The sequence below is a fragment of the Corynebacterium sp. A21 genome (assembly GCF_052266655.1).
Lineage (GTDB): Bacteria > Actinomycetota > Actinomycetes > Mycobacteriales > Mycobacteriaceae > Corynebacterium.
The window spans coordinates 178,924-195,563 of sequence record NZ_JBQPQY010000001.1; the positions used below are offsets into that span (position 1 = coordinate 178,924).

15 protein-coding genes are annotated in these 16,640 nt (G+C 63.1%); 11 read left to right on the forward strand and 4 right to left on the reverse strand.

Features of this window, described 5'->3' with window-relative positions; translation table 11 throughout:
- Positions 1 to 52 precede the first annotated feature (52 nt).
- From ACTU46_RS00790 to ACTU46_RS00805, 4 genes are read left to right on the forward strand one after another with little or no spacing between them, the layout of a single operon-like run.
- The gene (locus tag ACTU46_RS00790) at positions 53 to 1,663 is read left to right on the forward strand and encodes a phenylacetate--CoA ligase family protein (RefSeq protein ID WP_443378024.1); all 1,611 of its coding nucleotides are present in this window, start codon (positions 53 to 55) and stop codon (positions 1,661 to 1,663) included.
- Positions 1,660 to 2,109 carry a hypothetical protein gene (locus ACTU46_RS00795; RefSeq protein ID WP_443378025.1) on the forward strand — a complete coding sequence of 150 codons (450 nt, stop codon included), beginning with the start codon at positions 1,660 to 1,662 and terminating at the stop codon, positions 2,107 to 2,109. Before ACTU46_RS00790 ends, ACTU46_RS00795 begins: the two co-directional genes overlap by 4 nt.
- Positions 2,106 to 3,185: a GNAT family N-acetyltransferase gene (locus ACTU46_RS00800; protein ID WP_443378026.1), complete on the forward strand. Its 1,080-nt coding sequence runs from the start codon at positions 2,106 to 2,108 to the stop codon at positions 3,183 to 3,185. Before ACTU46_RS00795 ends, ACTU46_RS00800 begins: the two co-directional genes overlap by 4 nt.
- A complete protein-coding gene (locus ACTU46_RS00805) occupies positions 3,186 to 4,112 on the forward strand; it encodes a hypothetical protein (protein WP_443378027.1) in 927 nt (308 codons plus the stop codon).
- 3 nt (positions 4,113 to 4,115) lie between these two features.
- Here the strand turns inward: ACTU46_RS00805 and ACTU46_RS00810 are convergent, their stop codons facing one another.
- Positions 4,116 to 5,252, reverse strand: coding sequence for a MalY/PatB family protein (locus ACTU46_RS00810; RefSeq protein WP_443378028.1), 1,137 nt, complete (start codon positions 5,250 to 5,252; stop codon positions 4,116 to 4,118).
- Between the two features lie 121 nt (positions 5,253 to 5,373).
- Complete coding sequence (locus ACTU46_RS00815; RefSeq protein ID WP_443378029.1) at positions 5,374 to 7,260, reverse strand: ABC transporter ATP-binding protein; 1,887 nt, start codon at positions 7,258 to 7,260, stop codon at positions 5,374 to 5,376.
- A 326-nt stretch (positions 7,261 to 7,586) separates the two neighbouring features.
- Between ACTU46_RS00815 and ACTU46_RS00820 the strand changes: the two genes are divergently transcribed.
- From ACTU46_RS00820 to idi, 4 genes are all read left to right on the forward strand, one after another.
- Complete coding sequence (locus tag ACTU46_RS00820; RefSeq protein WP_443378030.1) at positions 7,587 to 8,015, forward strand: hypothetical protein; 429 nt, start codon at positions 7,587 to 7,589, stop codon at positions 8,013 to 8,015.
- 254 nt (positions 8,016 to 8,269) lie between these two features.
- Positions 8,270 to 8,917, forward strand: a complete 648-nt coding sequence (locus ACTU46_RS00825; protein ID WP_443378031.1) for a DUF3558 family protein — start codon at positions 8,270 to 8,272, stop codon at positions 8,915 to 8,917.
- Entirely contained in the window at positions 8,918 to 10,888 is a 1,971-nt protein-coding gene (locus ACTU46_RS00830) for a hypothetical protein (RefSeq protein WP_443378032.1), read from the forward strand. It abuts the gene before it with no gap.
- Between the two features lie 15 nt (positions 10,889 to 10,903).
- Positions 10,904 to 11,491: an isopentenyl-diphosphate Delta-isomerase gene (gene idi / locus ACTU46_RS00835; RefSeq protein WP_443378033.1), complete on the forward strand. Its 588-nt coding sequence runs from the start codon at positions 10,904 to 10,906 to the stop codon at positions 11,489 to 11,491.
- A gap of 34 nt (positions 11,492 to 11,525) precedes the next feature.
- On the opposite strand, the gene ACTU46_RS00840 is transcribed toward idi, so the two are convergent.
- Both ACTU46_RS00840 and ACTU46_RS00845 read right to left on the reverse strand, forming a co-directional pair.
- Positions 11,526 to 12,689, reverse strand: coding sequence for a phosphotransferase (locus ACTU46_RS00840; protein ID WP_443378034.1), 1,164 nt, complete (start codon positions 12,687 to 12,689; stop codon positions 11,526 to 11,528).
- A 74-nt stretch (positions 12,690 to 12,763) separates the two neighbouring features.
- A complete protein-coding gene (locus ACTU46_RS00845; protein WP_443378035.1) occupies positions 12,764 to 14,080 on the reverse strand; it encodes a carboxylesterase family protein in 1,317 nt (438 codons plus the stop codon).
- A 43-nt stretch (positions 14,081 to 14,123) separates the two neighbouring features.
- Here ACTU46_RS00845 and ACTU46_RS00850 point away from each other — a divergent pair, with 43 nt between their 5' ends.
- The 3 genes from ACTU46_RS00850 to ACTU46_RS00860 are packed head-to-tail and all read left to right on the forward strand — an operon-like array spanning position 14,124 to position 16,550.
- Positions 14,124 to 16,178, forward strand: a complete 2,055-nt coding sequence (locus ACTU46_RS00850; RefSeq protein WP_443378036.1) for a M3 family metallopeptidase — start codon at positions 14,124 to 14,126, stop codon at positions 16,176 to 16,178.
- Positions 16,175 to 16,375, forward strand: coding sequence for a hypothetical protein (locus ACTU46_RS00855; RefSeq protein ID WP_443378037.1), 201 nt, complete (start codon positions 16,175 to 16,177; stop codon positions 16,373 to 16,375). Before ACTU46_RS00850 ends, ACTU46_RS00855 begins: the two co-directional genes overlap by 4 nt.
- A gap of 34 nt (positions 16,376 to 16,409) precedes the next feature.
- Complete coding sequence (locus ACTU46_RS00860) at positions 16,410 to 16,550, forward strand: hypothetical protein (RefSeq protein WP_443378038.1); 141 nt, start codon at positions 16,410 to 16,412, stop codon at positions 16,548 to 16,550.
- Positions 16,551 to 16,640 lie beyond the last annotated feature (90 nt).

The following is a 16,640-nucleotide window of genomic DNA, read 5'->3' on the forward strand; positions in this document are numbered from 1 at the left end:
CCAATCTGGCGGAACGGTTGTGAGCTACCTCACCGCCAGATATTGTGGCGCCATGGCCATCAGCGAGCAGCAGCGGCGGAAGCTCCGGCGTCTGCCCATCCCCCGTAAACCTGTGAACTTGGCCCGACAGGGCTTCCTCCGCGTGGCCAATTTCGGCCTCACGGCAGCCTATAACCTCTACCGGGTGCATCCGGTGATCTGGCGCTTCACCGCCAAGCACTACTCGCCGAAGCTGGAGGAGCTGGCCCGGCTCAACGCCTGGATGATCTGTCAGCATGCCTTCCTCGATGTCCCCGCCTACCAGGACTTTCTGGCCGAGAATGACTTCGAGTTCAAGTGGTGGGACCTGGCGAACTACCCCATCACCTCCAAGGACAACTACGTCCGCCAGTATGGGGAGGCGCAACGCTGCTGGAACGGCCGGATCCGGGTGGCCGGCACCGTGGTCGATGAGTCTTCCGGTTCCACCGGCCAGCCCTTCAACTGGATGCGTTCCAAGCGGGAGCTGCATTCCGTGCACAAGAACATGGCTGGTTTCACCACCATGACCTTCGATTCGAAGAACCTCTTCTGCATCAACGCCTTTTCCATGGGGGCCTGGGCCACCGGGACCAACACCGGACTGGCGATGGCCAAGGTGGCCATGGTCAAGAACACCGGACCGGATCTGGCGAAGATCCTGGACACCATGGAACATTTCGGGCCGGAGTTCACCTACCTGATCACCGCTTACCCTCCTTTTCTCAAGCATCTGGTGGACCGGATGGACCGCGAACCGGACCGCTGGTCACGCTTTGAGGTCAATGGCTTCGTCGGGGGAGAGGCCATGACCGAGGGATTGCGCGCATACCTGGAGAAGCGTCTGGGCTTCGTCTACTCCGGTTACGGCGCCTCTGATCTGACCATCGGGATGGCCGGGGAGACCGACCTTTCCGTGGTGATCCGCAAAGGCCTGGCCGCCCCGGAATTCCGGGCGGCGCTGCTCGGGGAGGATGAATCCCGCACCCCGATGATCTTCCAGTACAACCCGCTGGAGACCTATCTGGAAACCACCGAGGAGGACGATCTGGTGGTGACCATCAACAACGCGGCGGTGATGAGTCCCCGGCTGCGCTACAACATCGGCGATGAGGCCCGGCTACTCAGCTTCCCCGAGATGATGGACCTGCTGGCACCCTTTCCGCTGGTCGCGGCGAAGGCGAAGAAGGCGTTGCGGGCCCAGCGGATGCGCCTGCCTTTCCTGCTGCTCTTCGGCCGCTCGGATGCCACTGTCTCCTATATGGGGGCCAATATCTATCCCCTCGACGTGGAGAACGGGCTCTACGGTTCGGCGGAGTTTGCCCCGCTGATCGAGACCTTCCGCACCGAACTCGTTGACATCGGGGCCGGGGAGCAGCGCCCCACTATCCACGTGCAGCTCCGGACGGCGGAACGACTCCCGGCCGGGGGATTAACCGCGGCAGTGCGGGCGGAGCTGGCTGCGGAGCTGGCCGCCGGCGTGGTCGCCCACCTGAAGACCGTCTCCCGGGATTTTGTGGCCTCCGTGGAGGAGGACCCCAGCGCCGCCGATATCCGGGTGGAGATCCACGACTTCGGCACCGGCCCCTTTGCCGGGGACCAGGCGAAAATCAAGAACACCTACCTGATGAAGGGGCCGCAATGAGATCCAAGGACTTCTCCGCCGGACCACCGCAGGCCCAGGCCGAATGCTTCTTCCTCGGCTGCAACCGATACCGCGGACCGCTGGCCATGCTCGGCCAACTGCGGCAGTGGCCACCGGTGGCCAAGGCGCTGAAGGCGCATCCGGGATACCTCTGGCACCGCTCCTACTATCAGTTCCCCTTCGGGATCGGTCTGATGGTGGGGTTCCGGGACCGCGACAGCCTCATGGACTTCGCCCGCACCCCGGAGCACCACCAGATCATGGACTGGCTGGTCGGCGGCGAGAGCACCCCGGCAAAGGGCGGCTTCATCCGCATTCTCGATGCCCGGGAATGGGGCTACACCAACGGGGTTTACCGGGCTGACGGCCAGCTGGGGATGATCGAGCACTTCAGCCCGATCGGCGAGGAGGACCAGGGCCCGGCGACCGGCGGTGGGGTGCGGTGATCAGCCCGAAGGTGCAGGTCTCCCCGGTGCGCAGCCGCGCTGAGCTCCGCGAATTCATCAACCTGCCGTTGACCCTGGGTGAGGAATACCAGCAACACCATGTCCCTGTTCTGCGCAGCGATATCAACCGGTGGTTCCGCGGTAAAGGGTGGTTCCGGGGTGTTGATCTCCTGCTCGCCCGGGCCGGTGGGGTGCCGGTGGGACGAGCCATTACCCACCGCTCGGCAGCGCTGGATGCCAAGCTCGGTATCCGGGCTCAGCTTTTCGGTGCCCTGGACGCGGTGGATAAGGAGGTGGTGGCGGCCCTATTGAGGGAGGTCGAGCAGCGCGGTCGATTGGGTGGTTGCCATCAGATATTCGGCCCGGTGACCCCGCTTCCCAATGTCACCGGTGGGGCCGTGACCTCTGGCTTTGAACATCCGGGTTTCATGGATTCCACCTGGAATCCGCCTTCGATTCCCGTGGCGCTGGAGTCGGCAGGGTATCAGCGCTGGGGGCAGGCGGACACCTGGGAGGTTCCTGCCATCCCAGTGATGAGGGCTCCCACCGCGGCGGAGTGGGGGAAGGCAAAGCTGGTTTATCCGGGGAGATTCGGCCTGGCCAAGCGACTCCTGCCCGTGTTGAACGCCGCCTTTGAGCAGCTGCCCTATTACACCCGTATCACTCCGGCCCAGCTGAAATCCCAGACCTCCGGCCTTGAGTTGCTCATGGATCGCACGCTGATCCCGCTCGTGGAGATCGACGGTGAAGTGGTCTGCTTCGCCCTGGTCATTCCCGACCCGGTGGAGATCCTGCGCACCCGTGGCGGTCGGCTCGGCTTTCCCGAACTGCGCCGTCTCCTGCGCAACCGTCCGCGCGATGCGGTGCTCATCATCCAGGGGACCCGCCCGGAATACCAGGGTCAGGGACTGTTGTCCCTGCTGACCCGCCAGCTCTACAGCAACCTGCGTGCCGGGGGCTATCAACGTCTACGGGTGACCTTCATCGGCCGAGATAATCCCGCCTCCGTCCGCGTCTTCGAGAAATTCGGTGGGCGGCGGCTCCACGGCATCAGCTTCTACCTCAAGGACCTCTAAGTGGACGCGCTTATCGACGCCGCGATCGCCCTGGCGGGACGCGCGCCCTCGGCGCACAACACCCAGCCCTGGGTGGTGCAGCGCACCGACCGCACTATTTCGGTGAGCATAGATCCGGCGCGGACCCTCCCACAGGCTGACCCCACCCACCAGGACACCCTGCTGGGACTCGGTGCCTGGGTGGAGTATTTCACCATTGCCCTGCACCATCCGGTGACAGTGGAGGTCGCTGGCGAGGGACTCGGGGTCGAGGTGCTACTTCGGGTTATCCCCGGCGTGCAACCTCACTTCAGGATCGGGGAGTTGACTGCCAGGCAGGTTGATCGGGGGCGACTTCGCGCGGACTCCGCCGCGGTGACCCGGGCGTTGGCGGCTTTTAACTCGACAACTCCCGGGACATCGGCCGTGGTTCTTCCCGAGAAAACCTGGCGTAGATTGCACAACCGCACTGCCCTGGATATCGCCCGAACCCCAGCGGCGCTGCGGGAAACGCTGGACTGGCTCCGGCTCGATCCCCGCCACCCGAACTACCGGCGTGATGGTCTCACCGCCGAATGCCTGCGGATTCCCCGCTGGGTGGGGCAGCTGGCCCAGCGACTTAGCGGGGACCTGCTGGTGGGAAGCAGCGCACGGTGGCAGCCCATCCTGGCACGGATGTACTACAGCCGGAATCTCCGGCCACCCACCCGTGTGGTGTGTACCGCCCCAGATACCACAACCCCGGCCGCACTGATCGAGTGCGGCCGGGAACTGCTCCGGCTCTGGCTGCTGCTGGGAAGAGAGGGACTGCGGGTCTCGGTGAACTCCGAGATCAAGGACAACCCCGACGCTGCCGCCGAGCTGCCAGCCGGTGCTTTCGCGGTGTTCTCCGCCGGGCACTCCACCAGCGAGGTGCCCTGGAGTTCCCGGCTCAACGATCCGCGCTGAACACTACTCCGCAGCCTCGAGTGCCGCAGCGATGCGGTTGACCGCCTCCTCGAGGTTCTCCCGGGAGGTGGCGAAGTTGAGCCGCGCCCAGCCTTCACCACCGGGGCCGAAGGTGACCCCCTCATTGAAGGCGACCTTGGCATTCCTCCGCAGCCAGGTGGCGGGCAATTCCTTGTCCGGGATAGCCGTTCCGGAGAAATCAAGGAACATCAGGTAGGTGGCCACCGGGTTGGTGGTTCTGATTCCGGGGATGCGCTTGGGCAGGTTCTCTACCAGCCAGTCCCGGTTTCCCCGCAGGTAATCGAGCTGCTTGTGCAGGAAAACCCGGCCCTCGGTGTAGCAGGCGGTGGCGGCGAAGACCCCGAGCGTGCCGGTGCCATCCTTGATCACCCCGTTGAGCTTCTGCCAGGCCTGAACATCCTCATCATTGGAGAAGATCACCTGGGCGCACTTCAACCCGGCAATATTCCAGGCTTTAGAAGTGGCGGTGACTGTGACACAGATCTTTGCCGCGAGCTCGGAGATGTTGGCGGCCGGCAGGTGGGGACCCTCATACTGCAAGGGGGCGTGGATCTCATCGACCATGATGCGGGCATCATAGCGATCGGCCAGGGCCACCAGCTCGTGGAGGAATTCTTCGGTGTAGGTGTAACCCAGCGGGTTGTGCGGACTACACAGCACGAGCGACCCGGCGCCAGCAGCGAACTCTCGCTCAACCTCAGCCAGGTCCAACCCACCAACGGCATTGATGAACACCATCTCACGGTCGGCGGCCTCCGGAAGATCCAGGAAAGGCATATACGCCGGGGTTGGGATGATCACCTTAGAACCCGGCCGGGTCAGATACTTGATGGCGAGCAACAGGCCGCGGACCACATCCGGTACCGCGAAGATACGCGCAGGGTCCGGCCGCCAGCCGAATTCCTCGGCATAGAAGTTCGACAGCGCCTGCTGCATATCCTCATTGGCTGGGGTGTATCCGAAGGATTCCCGTTCCACCGCAGCACGGATCGCCTCCATCACCGGTTCACAGGTGGTGAAATCCGATTCGGCGATGAACATGGGGAGCACGTCATCCTCATAGACCGTCCATTTACGGGTCTGGCGGTTCTTCAGGACATCAAGGGAGGGAATCTGCATGAACTCCAGTGTAGTGAGGACACTGAACCGAAGCCGTGCATTAGATTCACTTAGTTGATCACTCAGATCCGGGAGGGCAAAGCACGGGGACTCGGACACTGCAGAAGGCTTCTACCGAGGATCAGAGTTCCTCGTCTTCCTCCTCATAATCAACCGGCCCCGGAACGTCGGCGACAAAGCCGAACTCCTTGAGACGCTTGCGGTCGGCCGCCGAGGTGGAGGCGGTCAATGACAGCAGCTGGGCGTAGATGCCGCCGGAGACGGCGAGCTCGGCGGGGGAGCCGACCTCCTGCACCCGGCCCTCCTCGAGGGTGACGATGACATCGACATCCGCGATCGTCGATAAGCGGTGCGCGATGATCAGCGTCGTGCGATCAGCCATCAGCTCATCCAGACCAGCCTGCACCGCGCGCTCGGCACGGGTGTCCAACGCCGAGGTGGCCTCGTCAAGCACCAGCACCGGGGCATCCTTGAGCATGGCGCGGGCCACCGCCACGCGCTGCTGCTGACCACCGGAAAGACGAAGTCCACGCTCGCCGATGACGGTGCCATAGCCATCGGTGAAAGCACTGATGAAATCGTGGGCGTTCGCCCGCTTGGCGACGTCGACCACCTCAGCATCGCTGGCGTGGGGGCGGCCGTAGGCGATGTTGTCCCGGATGGTTCCGGAGAACAAGCTCGCATCCTGGAAGACCACACCCACACTGGCGCGCAGCTGCGCGGCCGAAAGCTCCGTGATATCCAGACCACAGATCTGCAGGACACCTGCGTCGGGGCGGTAAAGACCCAGCAGCAGATTAACCAGGGTGGACTTGCCGCCACCGGACTCGCCGACGAGGGCGATCCGCTGGCCGCGCCGGGCCTTGAAGGAGACATCCTGGATCACCGGCTCGCCTGGCTCATACTCAAAAGTGACCTTCGAGAAGCCAATCACCGGGTCCTGCGCCGGCAACGGAGGCGTGGGCTGATCCTGGAGATCCGGCACCCCGGACGTCTCGGTTGCGGCGATCAACTGGCGGTTGGCGGTGGGTTCAAACTCCTCCTCCATCACCTTGAAATAGTCCTTGGAACCGGCGACCGCGCGCTGCGCGGAATCCACCAGGAAACTCATCATGAACACCGGCTGCTTGGCCATGTTGACCAGGGTGATCAGCATGACCATGTCGCCGAGGGTGAAGTAGCCGTACAGGGTGCGGTAGAAGAGAACCAGGTAGATGGCGAAGAAGATGAGGTTCATCGCGCCGCCGCGCCAGGAATCCATCACATGCCAGTAGCGGGACTGCTTCCGGGTGGTGCTGACGGTACTGCCATAACGATGGCCGAAGTCGGCGAGCTCACGTACCTCGGCGACGAAAGACTTGACCACCTTCACCTGACCGACAACCTCGGCGAAACGGCCACCGGCGAGGTCCACCTGCTCATTCTTCTCGCCCTCGAGCTTCTGCCACTTCACGCTGGTCTTGGCTGTCAACCACATGTAGATGGGGAAGATCGCGGCCAGCAGGATGGTCAGGGGCCAGTAATAGAAGGAGGTGATCACCAGCACCGCAGCCACCGTGATGACCATCGGGAAGAAGTTATTCGACACCGACTGCAGGAACTGGGTGATTGAGGTGATCGAACGATCCAACCGGGCGATGATCGTGCCGGTGGAGGAAGAATCATAATAACGCTGGGGCAAGGCCAGCAGTTTCGCATAATAACGCGTGGACAGAATCTGTCGCATCCGGGCGGCCATGACATCACCGATATAGCCACCGATATTGGTCATCAGCGTATTCGCCAGATCGGCGATCAACAGCGCAGCTGCCAAGCCGATGATCGTCCGGGTCACCGCTGCTGCGGTGGTTTCCCCACTGATCGCAGACACAATGGTGTCGGTGGCCTCCCGGAGGATGAAGGGGGAGACCAGACCAAGTGCGGCAATGAGAACCGAGGTGAGAATCACCCCGAGATAGAAAGGCCATAGGGCGGAGGCACTGCTGATGATTCGTGCCAGAGGGCGCACGTAGTCAACCTTCCTGAAAATGAGGAGACCGCGGGCTGGCGATCCTTCGCAAAGATGAGATTATGCCATGAAGCCATGAACACAGCACGTCAGCTAAGATAACGCCGGTAGAAGCTGGCGAACCCGGCAGGTGTAAAATCCGGCCCGCAGACCGATGCCCTCGGCAGCTTTTCCCCCAGCGTCTGAGTCACTTACCGGTCCGAAACAGAAAGGACTCAACTCCAGTGAAGTTGAACCGACTCCTCGCCACCGCCACGGCATCTTCGTTATTCTTCCTCCTCGGCTGCTCATCTGGTGAGGTAGCTGAAGATGGAGACCAAGATGTAGTGGGTAGCACCACAGCGGCGGCAGAAGATGCCTTCGAGGCCACCCCGGTTGACCCCATCATCAGTGATGATGTCTCTGAAACTGTGGAAGACACCGGCCTCAACGTCGAGTGGACCATGTACGGGGCAAGCATCGCACCGATGACCGGAGACGTGATCATCTACGTCAAGATGAAGAACCTCAATGAGGAGCCGATTCCGCCGGGCGCCATCGAAGGCCCGACACTGCACGTCAACAACGGCGGCAGCCGTACCCAGATCGACCGGGTTGCCGATGCCACCTCCGATGTGGATACCGGACTGGAGCTCCCGCTCGGCGCTGGTGCCATCACCACCCTGCAGTATGTCTTCGACACGACCACCGGAATGATCTGGGACGCTGAATTCCAGATCGGCAATGTCACCTTTGAAGGAAACCTCTACTTCTAACTATTGAGGTGGCGGGTGTGGTTCACCCCGGGGGTGGGGGAATCCCCCAGGGAACCTTTGTACGAGACCCACAGTCGAAGTGAAGTGAGTACGACTGCCGGATCGCCGCCGGGAAACCGGGGCGAGCTGGCAGGCGGACCGCACGTTCACATCGTCATCATGCGGTAACCGCCTCCGGGACGGGCAACTCCAGTTCTTTGGGGAGTTGTCACCAGGGGGAAGTTCCGTCATGGAAAGTAATGGGGGTTACTTGAATGCATCTTGCTGATCTCAACGGCATCCGGCAGTCGTATTCATCTACTTTTATCTCACACACCTTAGTGGTTCTTCTGGCAGCACTGGCCTGTGTCTCTTGCAGCTATTCCGCGGCATCTTCCGATCAACCGGGGGCCGGGGAGGAGGAGCGCCAGGAAGAAACCGCAGCAGAGCAGGCCACAACACCGCTGATTGAATTGGGCGAGTTTGACGGGGAGAGTGAGGATTTTGAGCTCTTTGACCCCTGCACTGAAATTCCCTGGGAGGTGTACCAGGCGGTGGGGTTTGTGGAGGAAAGTGTCGACAGATTCTATGATCCCGGGAGATCTGCGACCTGCTACTTTCAGTCGACTGCAGAACTGGGCCGTCCCGCCATGGTTGGTGTCACCGGGGATAAGGTGCCCTATGAGCGGATTGTGGAGCAGGGCCTTTTGCTCAATGTGCATGCACCATCGAGGCTTCCGGGGGTCTACCACCACTGGTTGGCATCTAGCTTGGGGACTAACTGCACCGCTGTAGTGCACACCAGCCGGGGGCGGCTGGCTATCAACTATCACGATGCTGAACTCACCGGGCAGCCGGAGCTGCTCTGTGTCAAAGCCAATGAATATCTGGAAAATATCTACGAACAGACTGGGGGAGTCTAAATGGACATCAAGATTGACACTGCTTCCATTGAGCAGTCCATTCAGGAATTGAATTCTCTGTACAACAAGGCTTTAACAACATCTGGAGAAGCCCAGCAAGCAACGTTGAATGGCGCCTTCTCCGGGGTTTCCGGACTAGATCAACTGGGTAGTGGCCATGGTTCCATCATCACCGGGGGTCCCGGCTCTGCCGGAGTCATCTTGAGCTCCTACGCCGAGCAGATCGAATGGCTAACTCAAGCACTCCAAGCCAGCTACACCGCGCTGACGGGGCAGAACACCTACGTCTCTCGTGGCATGGATATCGCGGATGAAGGCGGCGCTGTCGGGGCGGATGCCGTGAGCTTCCCACAACGCCCGATGCCGCGTTTTGAGAACTTCAGCTTTATCCCACCGGTGGTCATGCCGGCGCTGTCGATTGATCAGCTCGCGATGGAGTTCTCGGCCACTAATATCGGTGCTTCCACCGCAGCTGCCGCGACCTGGAAGAATCTGTCGACCTCTATTGCCCAGGTTGCTGCCGGACTGCATGGGGTTGCCGGACGGCTGGCTGCGGGGAATAGCGGAGACGTGATTGCGGCGGCGGTGGAGAAGGTATCCGCGGTCGCTACCGCCGGTGATACCTTCGCCATGAATGCTGCAGTGATGACGACCTCCGTGCAACAGTTGGCGGCGATCAAGAGCCAGGGGGCGGTGCAGGTGAATTTGGCGCGTACTGCTTTGGCGGCGATTGTTCTGCCGGCGGAAAGGATCGCTGCGGAGCAGGCTTTCCTGGCGACCTTCCCGGCGAGTTTCTCACCTTCGGTGGTCACGGGTGTGCCGCCGATCCGGAACCTGATGGTGATGGAGGGTGGCGCTGGTGGTGGCGGCGAGATTGCCCTGGGAATGGAGACCATTGAGGGCGATGGTCCGGCGCAGACCTCGGACCTGAATCCGGCCGGTGGGGCCGCAGGTGCCCTCAACACGATGCAGTCCGCACTGGGCGGTAGCCAGTTCAGTTCGGTGAATCAGGGGATCAGTGAGCTTTCCAGGGTGGGAAACAATGCGGCGGAACTGGATAGTCTGGTGTCCGCTGATGAGCTGAGAACCACTGGTGCCAGCGTGGGGTCACCACTGGCTTCGGGTATCTCTGGGCCGGGAGCTCTTCCTGGTGGGCTCACGCTGCCCTCCTCGGGAGGCTTTTCCGGTGGTATCGGCGCAGGCATCCCGCCATTGGGTGGTATCGGGGCTGGCAGCAGGTTCGGCGGTGCGGCCACCGGCGGTACCGGTGCCGGGTTGCCTGCTGGTTCAGGTCCACGTGCTCACTTCACGCCCCTTAGCGCACCGAATTTCAGTGGAGGACTTTCTGGTTCGGGGCGGCTGCCAGGTGTCCTGCCAGCTTCGGGTCTGCCCTCTGGGCCAGCTGGGTCCTGGGGAGCCACCAGTGGTTCCACCGCTCCGGTTTCTGGCATGGGCGCTCCGATGATGGGTGGTTTCGGCGGCGGAATGGGACAAGCCGGTTCCCTTGGTTCCCAAGGCATGAACTCCAAACCTGGCGCCCTCCGGCCTTCCCCAAGCACTATCGGCGGTGCCGGTTCCACCAGCGGGGGAGCCGCCCGACTCAATGGGGCCATGGGGTCGGGTGTGGGAGGTGGTTCTACTCGGGTGGGCCTGCCTTCAGGAAATATCTCCGCTGTCGGAGATCCCCATCAGTCCCGGCTCGGATCTGCCTCAGGTGCGGGTGCCGCCGGTACCGGGGCTTCCACCGGGACGGCTCCGGCAGCAGGTGCCAGGTCCGGCGCACCGTCCGCAGGTCGGGGCATGATGCCGATGATGGGCTCTCCGATGGGTGGAGCTGCAGGTAACCAGGGCAAGGCAACGAAGGTCAAGACCGTGACCAGCGCCGTCGAGGAGGAAGGAAATATTGCTGCTCTACTGGGTGAACGTGGCCCAGTGGTCCCTGGTGTGATTGGGGCTTGGGTGCGGGGCTAGGCTACCCTTGAATGCATGAATAAGGACGTTGAGCTGGTCGTTTTGGCTGATGAGTCTGGCCAGCCGGCCGGCACTGCCCCGAAAGCCACCATCCACTCCACCCAGACCCCGTTGCACTTCGCCTTCTCCAACTATCTGCTTGATGAGCGTGGTCGCCTGCTGATGACCCGCCGGGCATTGAGCAAGATCGCCTGGCCAGGAGTCTGGACCAACAGCTTTTGTGGGCATCCCGGACCGGGGGAGTCCAATGCGGATGCGGTGCGCCGTCGGGCGGTGGAGGAAGTGGGGATCCCGGGTGAGGCGATCCATGAGATCACCGCGATCCTGCCGAAGTTCCAATACCGTGCGGTGGATTCCAGCGGGATTGTGGAGTGGGAGATCTGCCCGGTCCATGTCAGCCGCCTGGAGGCCGGACACAAGCCGGATCCGAACCCGGAGGAGGTGGACAGCATCGCCTGGATCGCACCTGCGGAACTTTTTGCCGCAGTCGATGCCGCCCCCTTCGCTTTCAGCCCGTGGATTGTCGAGCAGCTCAGTGATCAGAGTCTGCGGCTCGCGTTGACTGAGGCTTCAGCCAACCTCGCCGATGAAGAACTGGGCTGAGGCTTAACGGCTTAATGGCTTAAACCTGCCGGCACTACTTGAGTAGTCTTTGTACCGCCCTGAGGGGGATATCCACCCAATCAGGGCGGTGGTCTGTTTCATAGGCCACTTCGTAGAGGGCTTTATCCAGGATGTAGGCATCGAGTAACTTGGAGCTGGAAAGTCCGGGAACTCCGTATCCCGTCAGCAGCGCAGCGGAAGCGGCTTCCACCCATTCCGCTGAGTCCTCGCCGACGTGGGCAGCGTAATCGAGGGAGCGCAGTAGTCCGGCGAGATCCCGAAGTGGGGAGTCCGGGAGGCGTCGTTGGGGGAGCGGTCGATCGGGTTCACCTTCGAAGTCGATCAGTACGTAGCTGTCTTCGGTACGGAGAACCTGCCCCAGGTGCAGGTCACCGTGAATCCGTTGGGCCAGCGTGGTACCGGAATCCAGGTTCCGGTAAAAGGCGCGTGCCGCAGTCTCGAACTCCGCGAGCACCGGGGCGCGGGAGATCAAGTGGTCCAGGCGGGCTTCCAATTCCGGGACCAGATCGGAGATTTCCACCTCCATGACGGGGAAGGCCGCAGCCAGGGCGGTGTGCACCGCTCGGGTGGCCTCGCCGATCAGTGTGGCCTCCGGGGCGAAGGAGGCGTTGATCCGGGTGAAACCCAGCGCATAGGTCCAGCCGTCCAGGGCCTCGGGGATGAAGCGCTGGATCATCGCCAGGACGTATTCGGAGCCTTGAATATCTGCGGTCACCCAGCCGCTGACCGGGGCGATGTGGGGGCAGTCGGAGATGGCGCGGAGCAGTTCCACATCCGGGTTGGGCCCTGGTTCAAGTTTGCGAAAGTATTTGACCATCACCTCATCGCCGAAGATCAGCGAGGTATTGGATTGCTCACCCTCGTGGACCCGCCCTTCCAGCCCGATCAGTTCCGCTGCGGTGCCGTGCAGCTCGCCGAAGCCAGCCGGGGTACCGGTGGATAGTGCCTGTCCCAGTGAGGTAGCAGAGGTGGCGAGGACGTCGCGGTCCGTGGCGTCGAGAAGCAGCTGGTAGAGGGCGCGCTGTTTCCCGTGGTGAACCTGTGCCACAACATGGCGGTGGCCCAGTGCCGGGGCCTCCCGGACCACCTCGACCCAGTCGATTTCCGAAGATTTTGCGCCATAGAACCGTGCCTGTGACAGCATTGCCTTCAGGTTTTCCGTGCTTGGTCCCGACATTCCACACTCCTGCCCTCAGTCAGCTAGTGCCCTCCACCTTAGGACCCCGAAACTAATGCTGCAGGAGGAATTAATCAGGTGAAGGTGGCGCGCACCAGCGCCAGGGGATCACGCACCAGCTGCCCGCCACGGGCGGGATCATTGATGTCGATCCGCTGCGCCACCCGGCCACCAGTCACGGGCTGATAGGTCTCCCAGCCCGGCAACACCCCACGGATGAAGGTGACCGCGTCTCCGTGGACCAGATCCGCCAGCTCACGGGCGCGGGGGTCCTCGGGGTTCTGGTAACCATCGGTGCCCAGGGTGTGAAAGAACAGTGGGATATCGGCGCTGTGGAGCGCCGGGGCAGCGTGGTTGCCGGCGTATTCACGCAGCCATACCGGGCCGGGGGCCTGCTCAGCGGCCCGGGCCACCCAGCGTCGGTTGGTGGAATCTCCGATCAGTTGGCAGGCGAGCCAGTCGGGGTCCTGTTCCCGGGCACCGGCCAGGTAGTCACTGATCGAGTGCACTCCCATGGATCTGCCGAGCAGCCGTACCCCGGCGGCGGACCAGTTCTTTCCTCGTCGGTCCAGCTGCTTTCCCAAGGGGTGGTGGTAAAATTCCTCCCGGTTCGTGGTGAGTAGGAAGGGGATCTCACTGAGCTCCGAGCCCTCGAACAATGCCGGCCCTAAGGCCATGTCGGTGAAGTGGCGTTTGGCGAATCGCCGGTAGCCGTGCACCAGGTCAGCTGGCGGAGCCTCGCTCAGTGCTCGCCGGGTGATCGGCAGGCCCAGTGCCATCCGCAGGGAGCTCTTGCGCTGGTTAAAAGTCTGGCGGGGGAAGGCCGGAGACATGGCCATGACCCGGCGGAACTCACCGCGGAAGTGGTCGCGCCGGGCCAGCCACAGGGCGATGCCGGCCCCGGCAGACTGTCCGGCGAGGGTCACGTTGGTGGGGTCACCGCCAAATTCCTCGATATTGCGCTGGACCCACTGCAGTCCGTTCAGGCAGTCTTCGATACCGCGGTATCGGTTGGCCTCATCGTCGTGGAACCGGACGAAGCCGGGCATCCCCAGGCGGTAGCCCAGGGTGACGGTGATGATCCCGTCGCGGGCGAAGACGTCGCCCCGGCTGCGCGGCTCCTCATGGGAACCGTATTCGTAGCTGCCGCCGTGGATGTAGACCAGCACCGGCAGGTCAGCGCCGGGCCGGGTGCCGGCGGGAATGGTGATGCTGAGGGCGACGGCCCCGGGGTCGGGGTGCGTGGCGTCGATCTGCGCGGGGGCAGCCAGGTGTGAGGCGCCGAAGGTCTCGTAAGACAGGTGGCGGATGGAATGGAATTGACTGATTCCCTGCGCTGTCATCCCGCGGATTGATCCGGCGGCGCAGTTGACCTGCACGATTTCTCCCATGCCGGAGACTTTAGCAAGCGTCGCGCAGCTACGATGGCAAGCTATGAGTGAACAGAACCCCCTCCTGACCCCGTCCACGCTGCCGTACCAGCTCCCGGACTTCGCCGCTATCGAGATCGATCATTTCCGGCCGGCCTTTGCCGCCGCCCTGGCAGAGCATGATGCGGAGATCACCACGATCCTGAACTCCGGGGAAGCCACCTGGAGCAACACCGTGGAGGCATTGGAGTCCGCTGGGCAGACCCTGAACCGGGTGGCCGGGGTGTTCTTCAACCTGCAGGGCACTGACTCGACTGAAGAGTTCGACGCCATCGCCGCGGAGATCGTCCCGCAGCTGAGTGCGCATTCGGACCGGATCTATCAGAACCCGGAGCTCTATGCCCGTCTCAAGGCCGTCACCCCGCCCGCGGATGAGGAATCCCAGCGTCTCCTGGACCACCTGCGGCGTGCTTTTCGACGCCGCGGGGCGGACCTCGACGGGGCCGGCAAGGCCCGGCTCAGCGAGCTGAACCAGCGGCTCTCGGTGCTCTCTGAGGATTTCGGCCGCAATCTCCTGGCCGATACCCGCGAGCTGGCGGTGGGCTTCGCGGACCCCACCGCTCTCGAGGGGCTGAGCCAGGGTCGCATTGACGCCGCCGCCGATTATGCCCGCACCACCGGGGTGGACGGTTGGGTGTTGCCGCTGGAGCTGCCTACCGTGCAATCGGTCCAGGCGAACTTGGCCAACGCCGACACCCGCGCGCAGCTCTATGAGACCTCGCAGCGCCGGGGTGCGAAGTCCAACCTGCCGGTGCTGCTGGAGACCGTGCAGCTGCGTGCCGAGCGGGCCCAGCTGCTGGGATATGCCACGCACGCCGACTACGTCATTGAGGAGGAGACCGCCGGAACTGCCGCCGCGGCCCGCGACCTGCTCTTTGATCTGGCTCCGGCGGCGGCCGCCAATGCCACTGGAGAGCACAAGTTGCTCACCGAGGCGGCCAATGCCGCTTCTGCGGAGGTGGCGGCCGCGGATTGGCCCTATTGGGAGAGCAAGGTCCGGCAGCGCGATTTTGACCTGGACACCGATGAGCTGCGCAAGTACTTCCCGCTGGATCGGGTGCTCGTTGACGGTGTCTTCCATGCCGCGCAGCGTCTCTACGGCATCACCGTGGAACCCCGTGATGAGCTGCGTGGTCACGCCGAAGGGGTGAGGGTGTGGGAGGTGAAGGAAGCCGATGGCACCGGAATCGGGTTGTTGCTCACCGACTATTTCGGCCGTCCCACCAAGCGTGGCGGCGCCTGGATGAGTTCCTTCGTCGACCAGTCGCATCTGTTGGGCACTAAGCCGGTGGTGATCAATGTCATGGGGTTGACCAGGCCCGCCGATGGTTCCCAACCGCTGTTGAGCATCGATGAAGTGACCACCCTCTTCCACGAGTTCGGCCACGCGCTGCACGGTCTGCTCTCGGAGGTGCGCTACCCGAGCTTCTCCGGCACCTCAGTGCCTCGTGACTACGTGGAGTTCCCCTCCCAGATCAACGAGAACTGGGCCTTCGACCCGGCGGTGGTGCGCAACTACGCCCGCCACGTGGAGACCGGCGAGGTGATCCCCCAGGAGCTTCTCGACGCCGTGGCCGCCGCCCAGCAGTTCGGCCAGGGCTTCGCCACCTCCGAGTACCTCGCCGCCGCGATCATCGACCTGGCCTGGCACTCACTGAACCCGTCGCAGGTTGCGGCCGTGGGCGAGGACCTGGCAGCGGTGGAGGCCTTCGAGGAACAGGCACTCAAGGATGCCGGCCTGGTGGTCGAGGACCTGGCCCCGCGCTACCGTTCTACCTATTTCAACCACATCTTCGCCGGGGGCTACTCTGCCGGCTACTACTCCTACCTCTGGGCGGAGGCACTGGACGCCGATGGCTTCGACTGGTTCACCGAATCCGGTGCCGCCGGGGAGGATGCCACCGAAGTTGCGGTGCGCCACGCTGGGCAGCGCTTCCGGGAGCTGGTGCTCTCCCGGGGAGCCTCGCGTGATTTCACCGGCGCCTTCGAGGAGCTGCGTGGCCGGGCCAAGGATGTCGGCCCGCTGCTGCGTCGCCGGGGTCTGGCAGGAGCGGCATGATCGACTGGATCACCCAGACCCTGACAACCTCACCACTCTGGATCCAGGCACTGGTGGTTTTCGCGGTGGTGCTGCCGCTGTGCGCCGGTCTGGGGGCCCTGCTGATCCGGGTGCTGGACCTGGTAGCTGAGCTGCTCACCCGGTTTTTTGAGAACCGCCGGGGCCGTGGAATCGGTGAAGTCGGGTCAGGGTCCTAGAATAGGGTTATCTATCGCAAAGGAATTGGAAGTTATGGCTAACCCCGAGGAACTCCGCAAGCAGGACCAGCAGCTGCCGAAGCGGAAGCGCAAGTACCCGCAGTCACGGGTCACCCAGGCACTGGTGCTGCTGCTGGTGCTCGTACTCGTGGCCTGGCTGGTCAGTATGTTCTGACCGGTCCACCGACCGCGTAACGCCACCGACCCCGGTGCCCCCTGTGATCAGGGGGCGCTGGGGTCGGTGTCTTTTCCAGTGCCGGGAAAC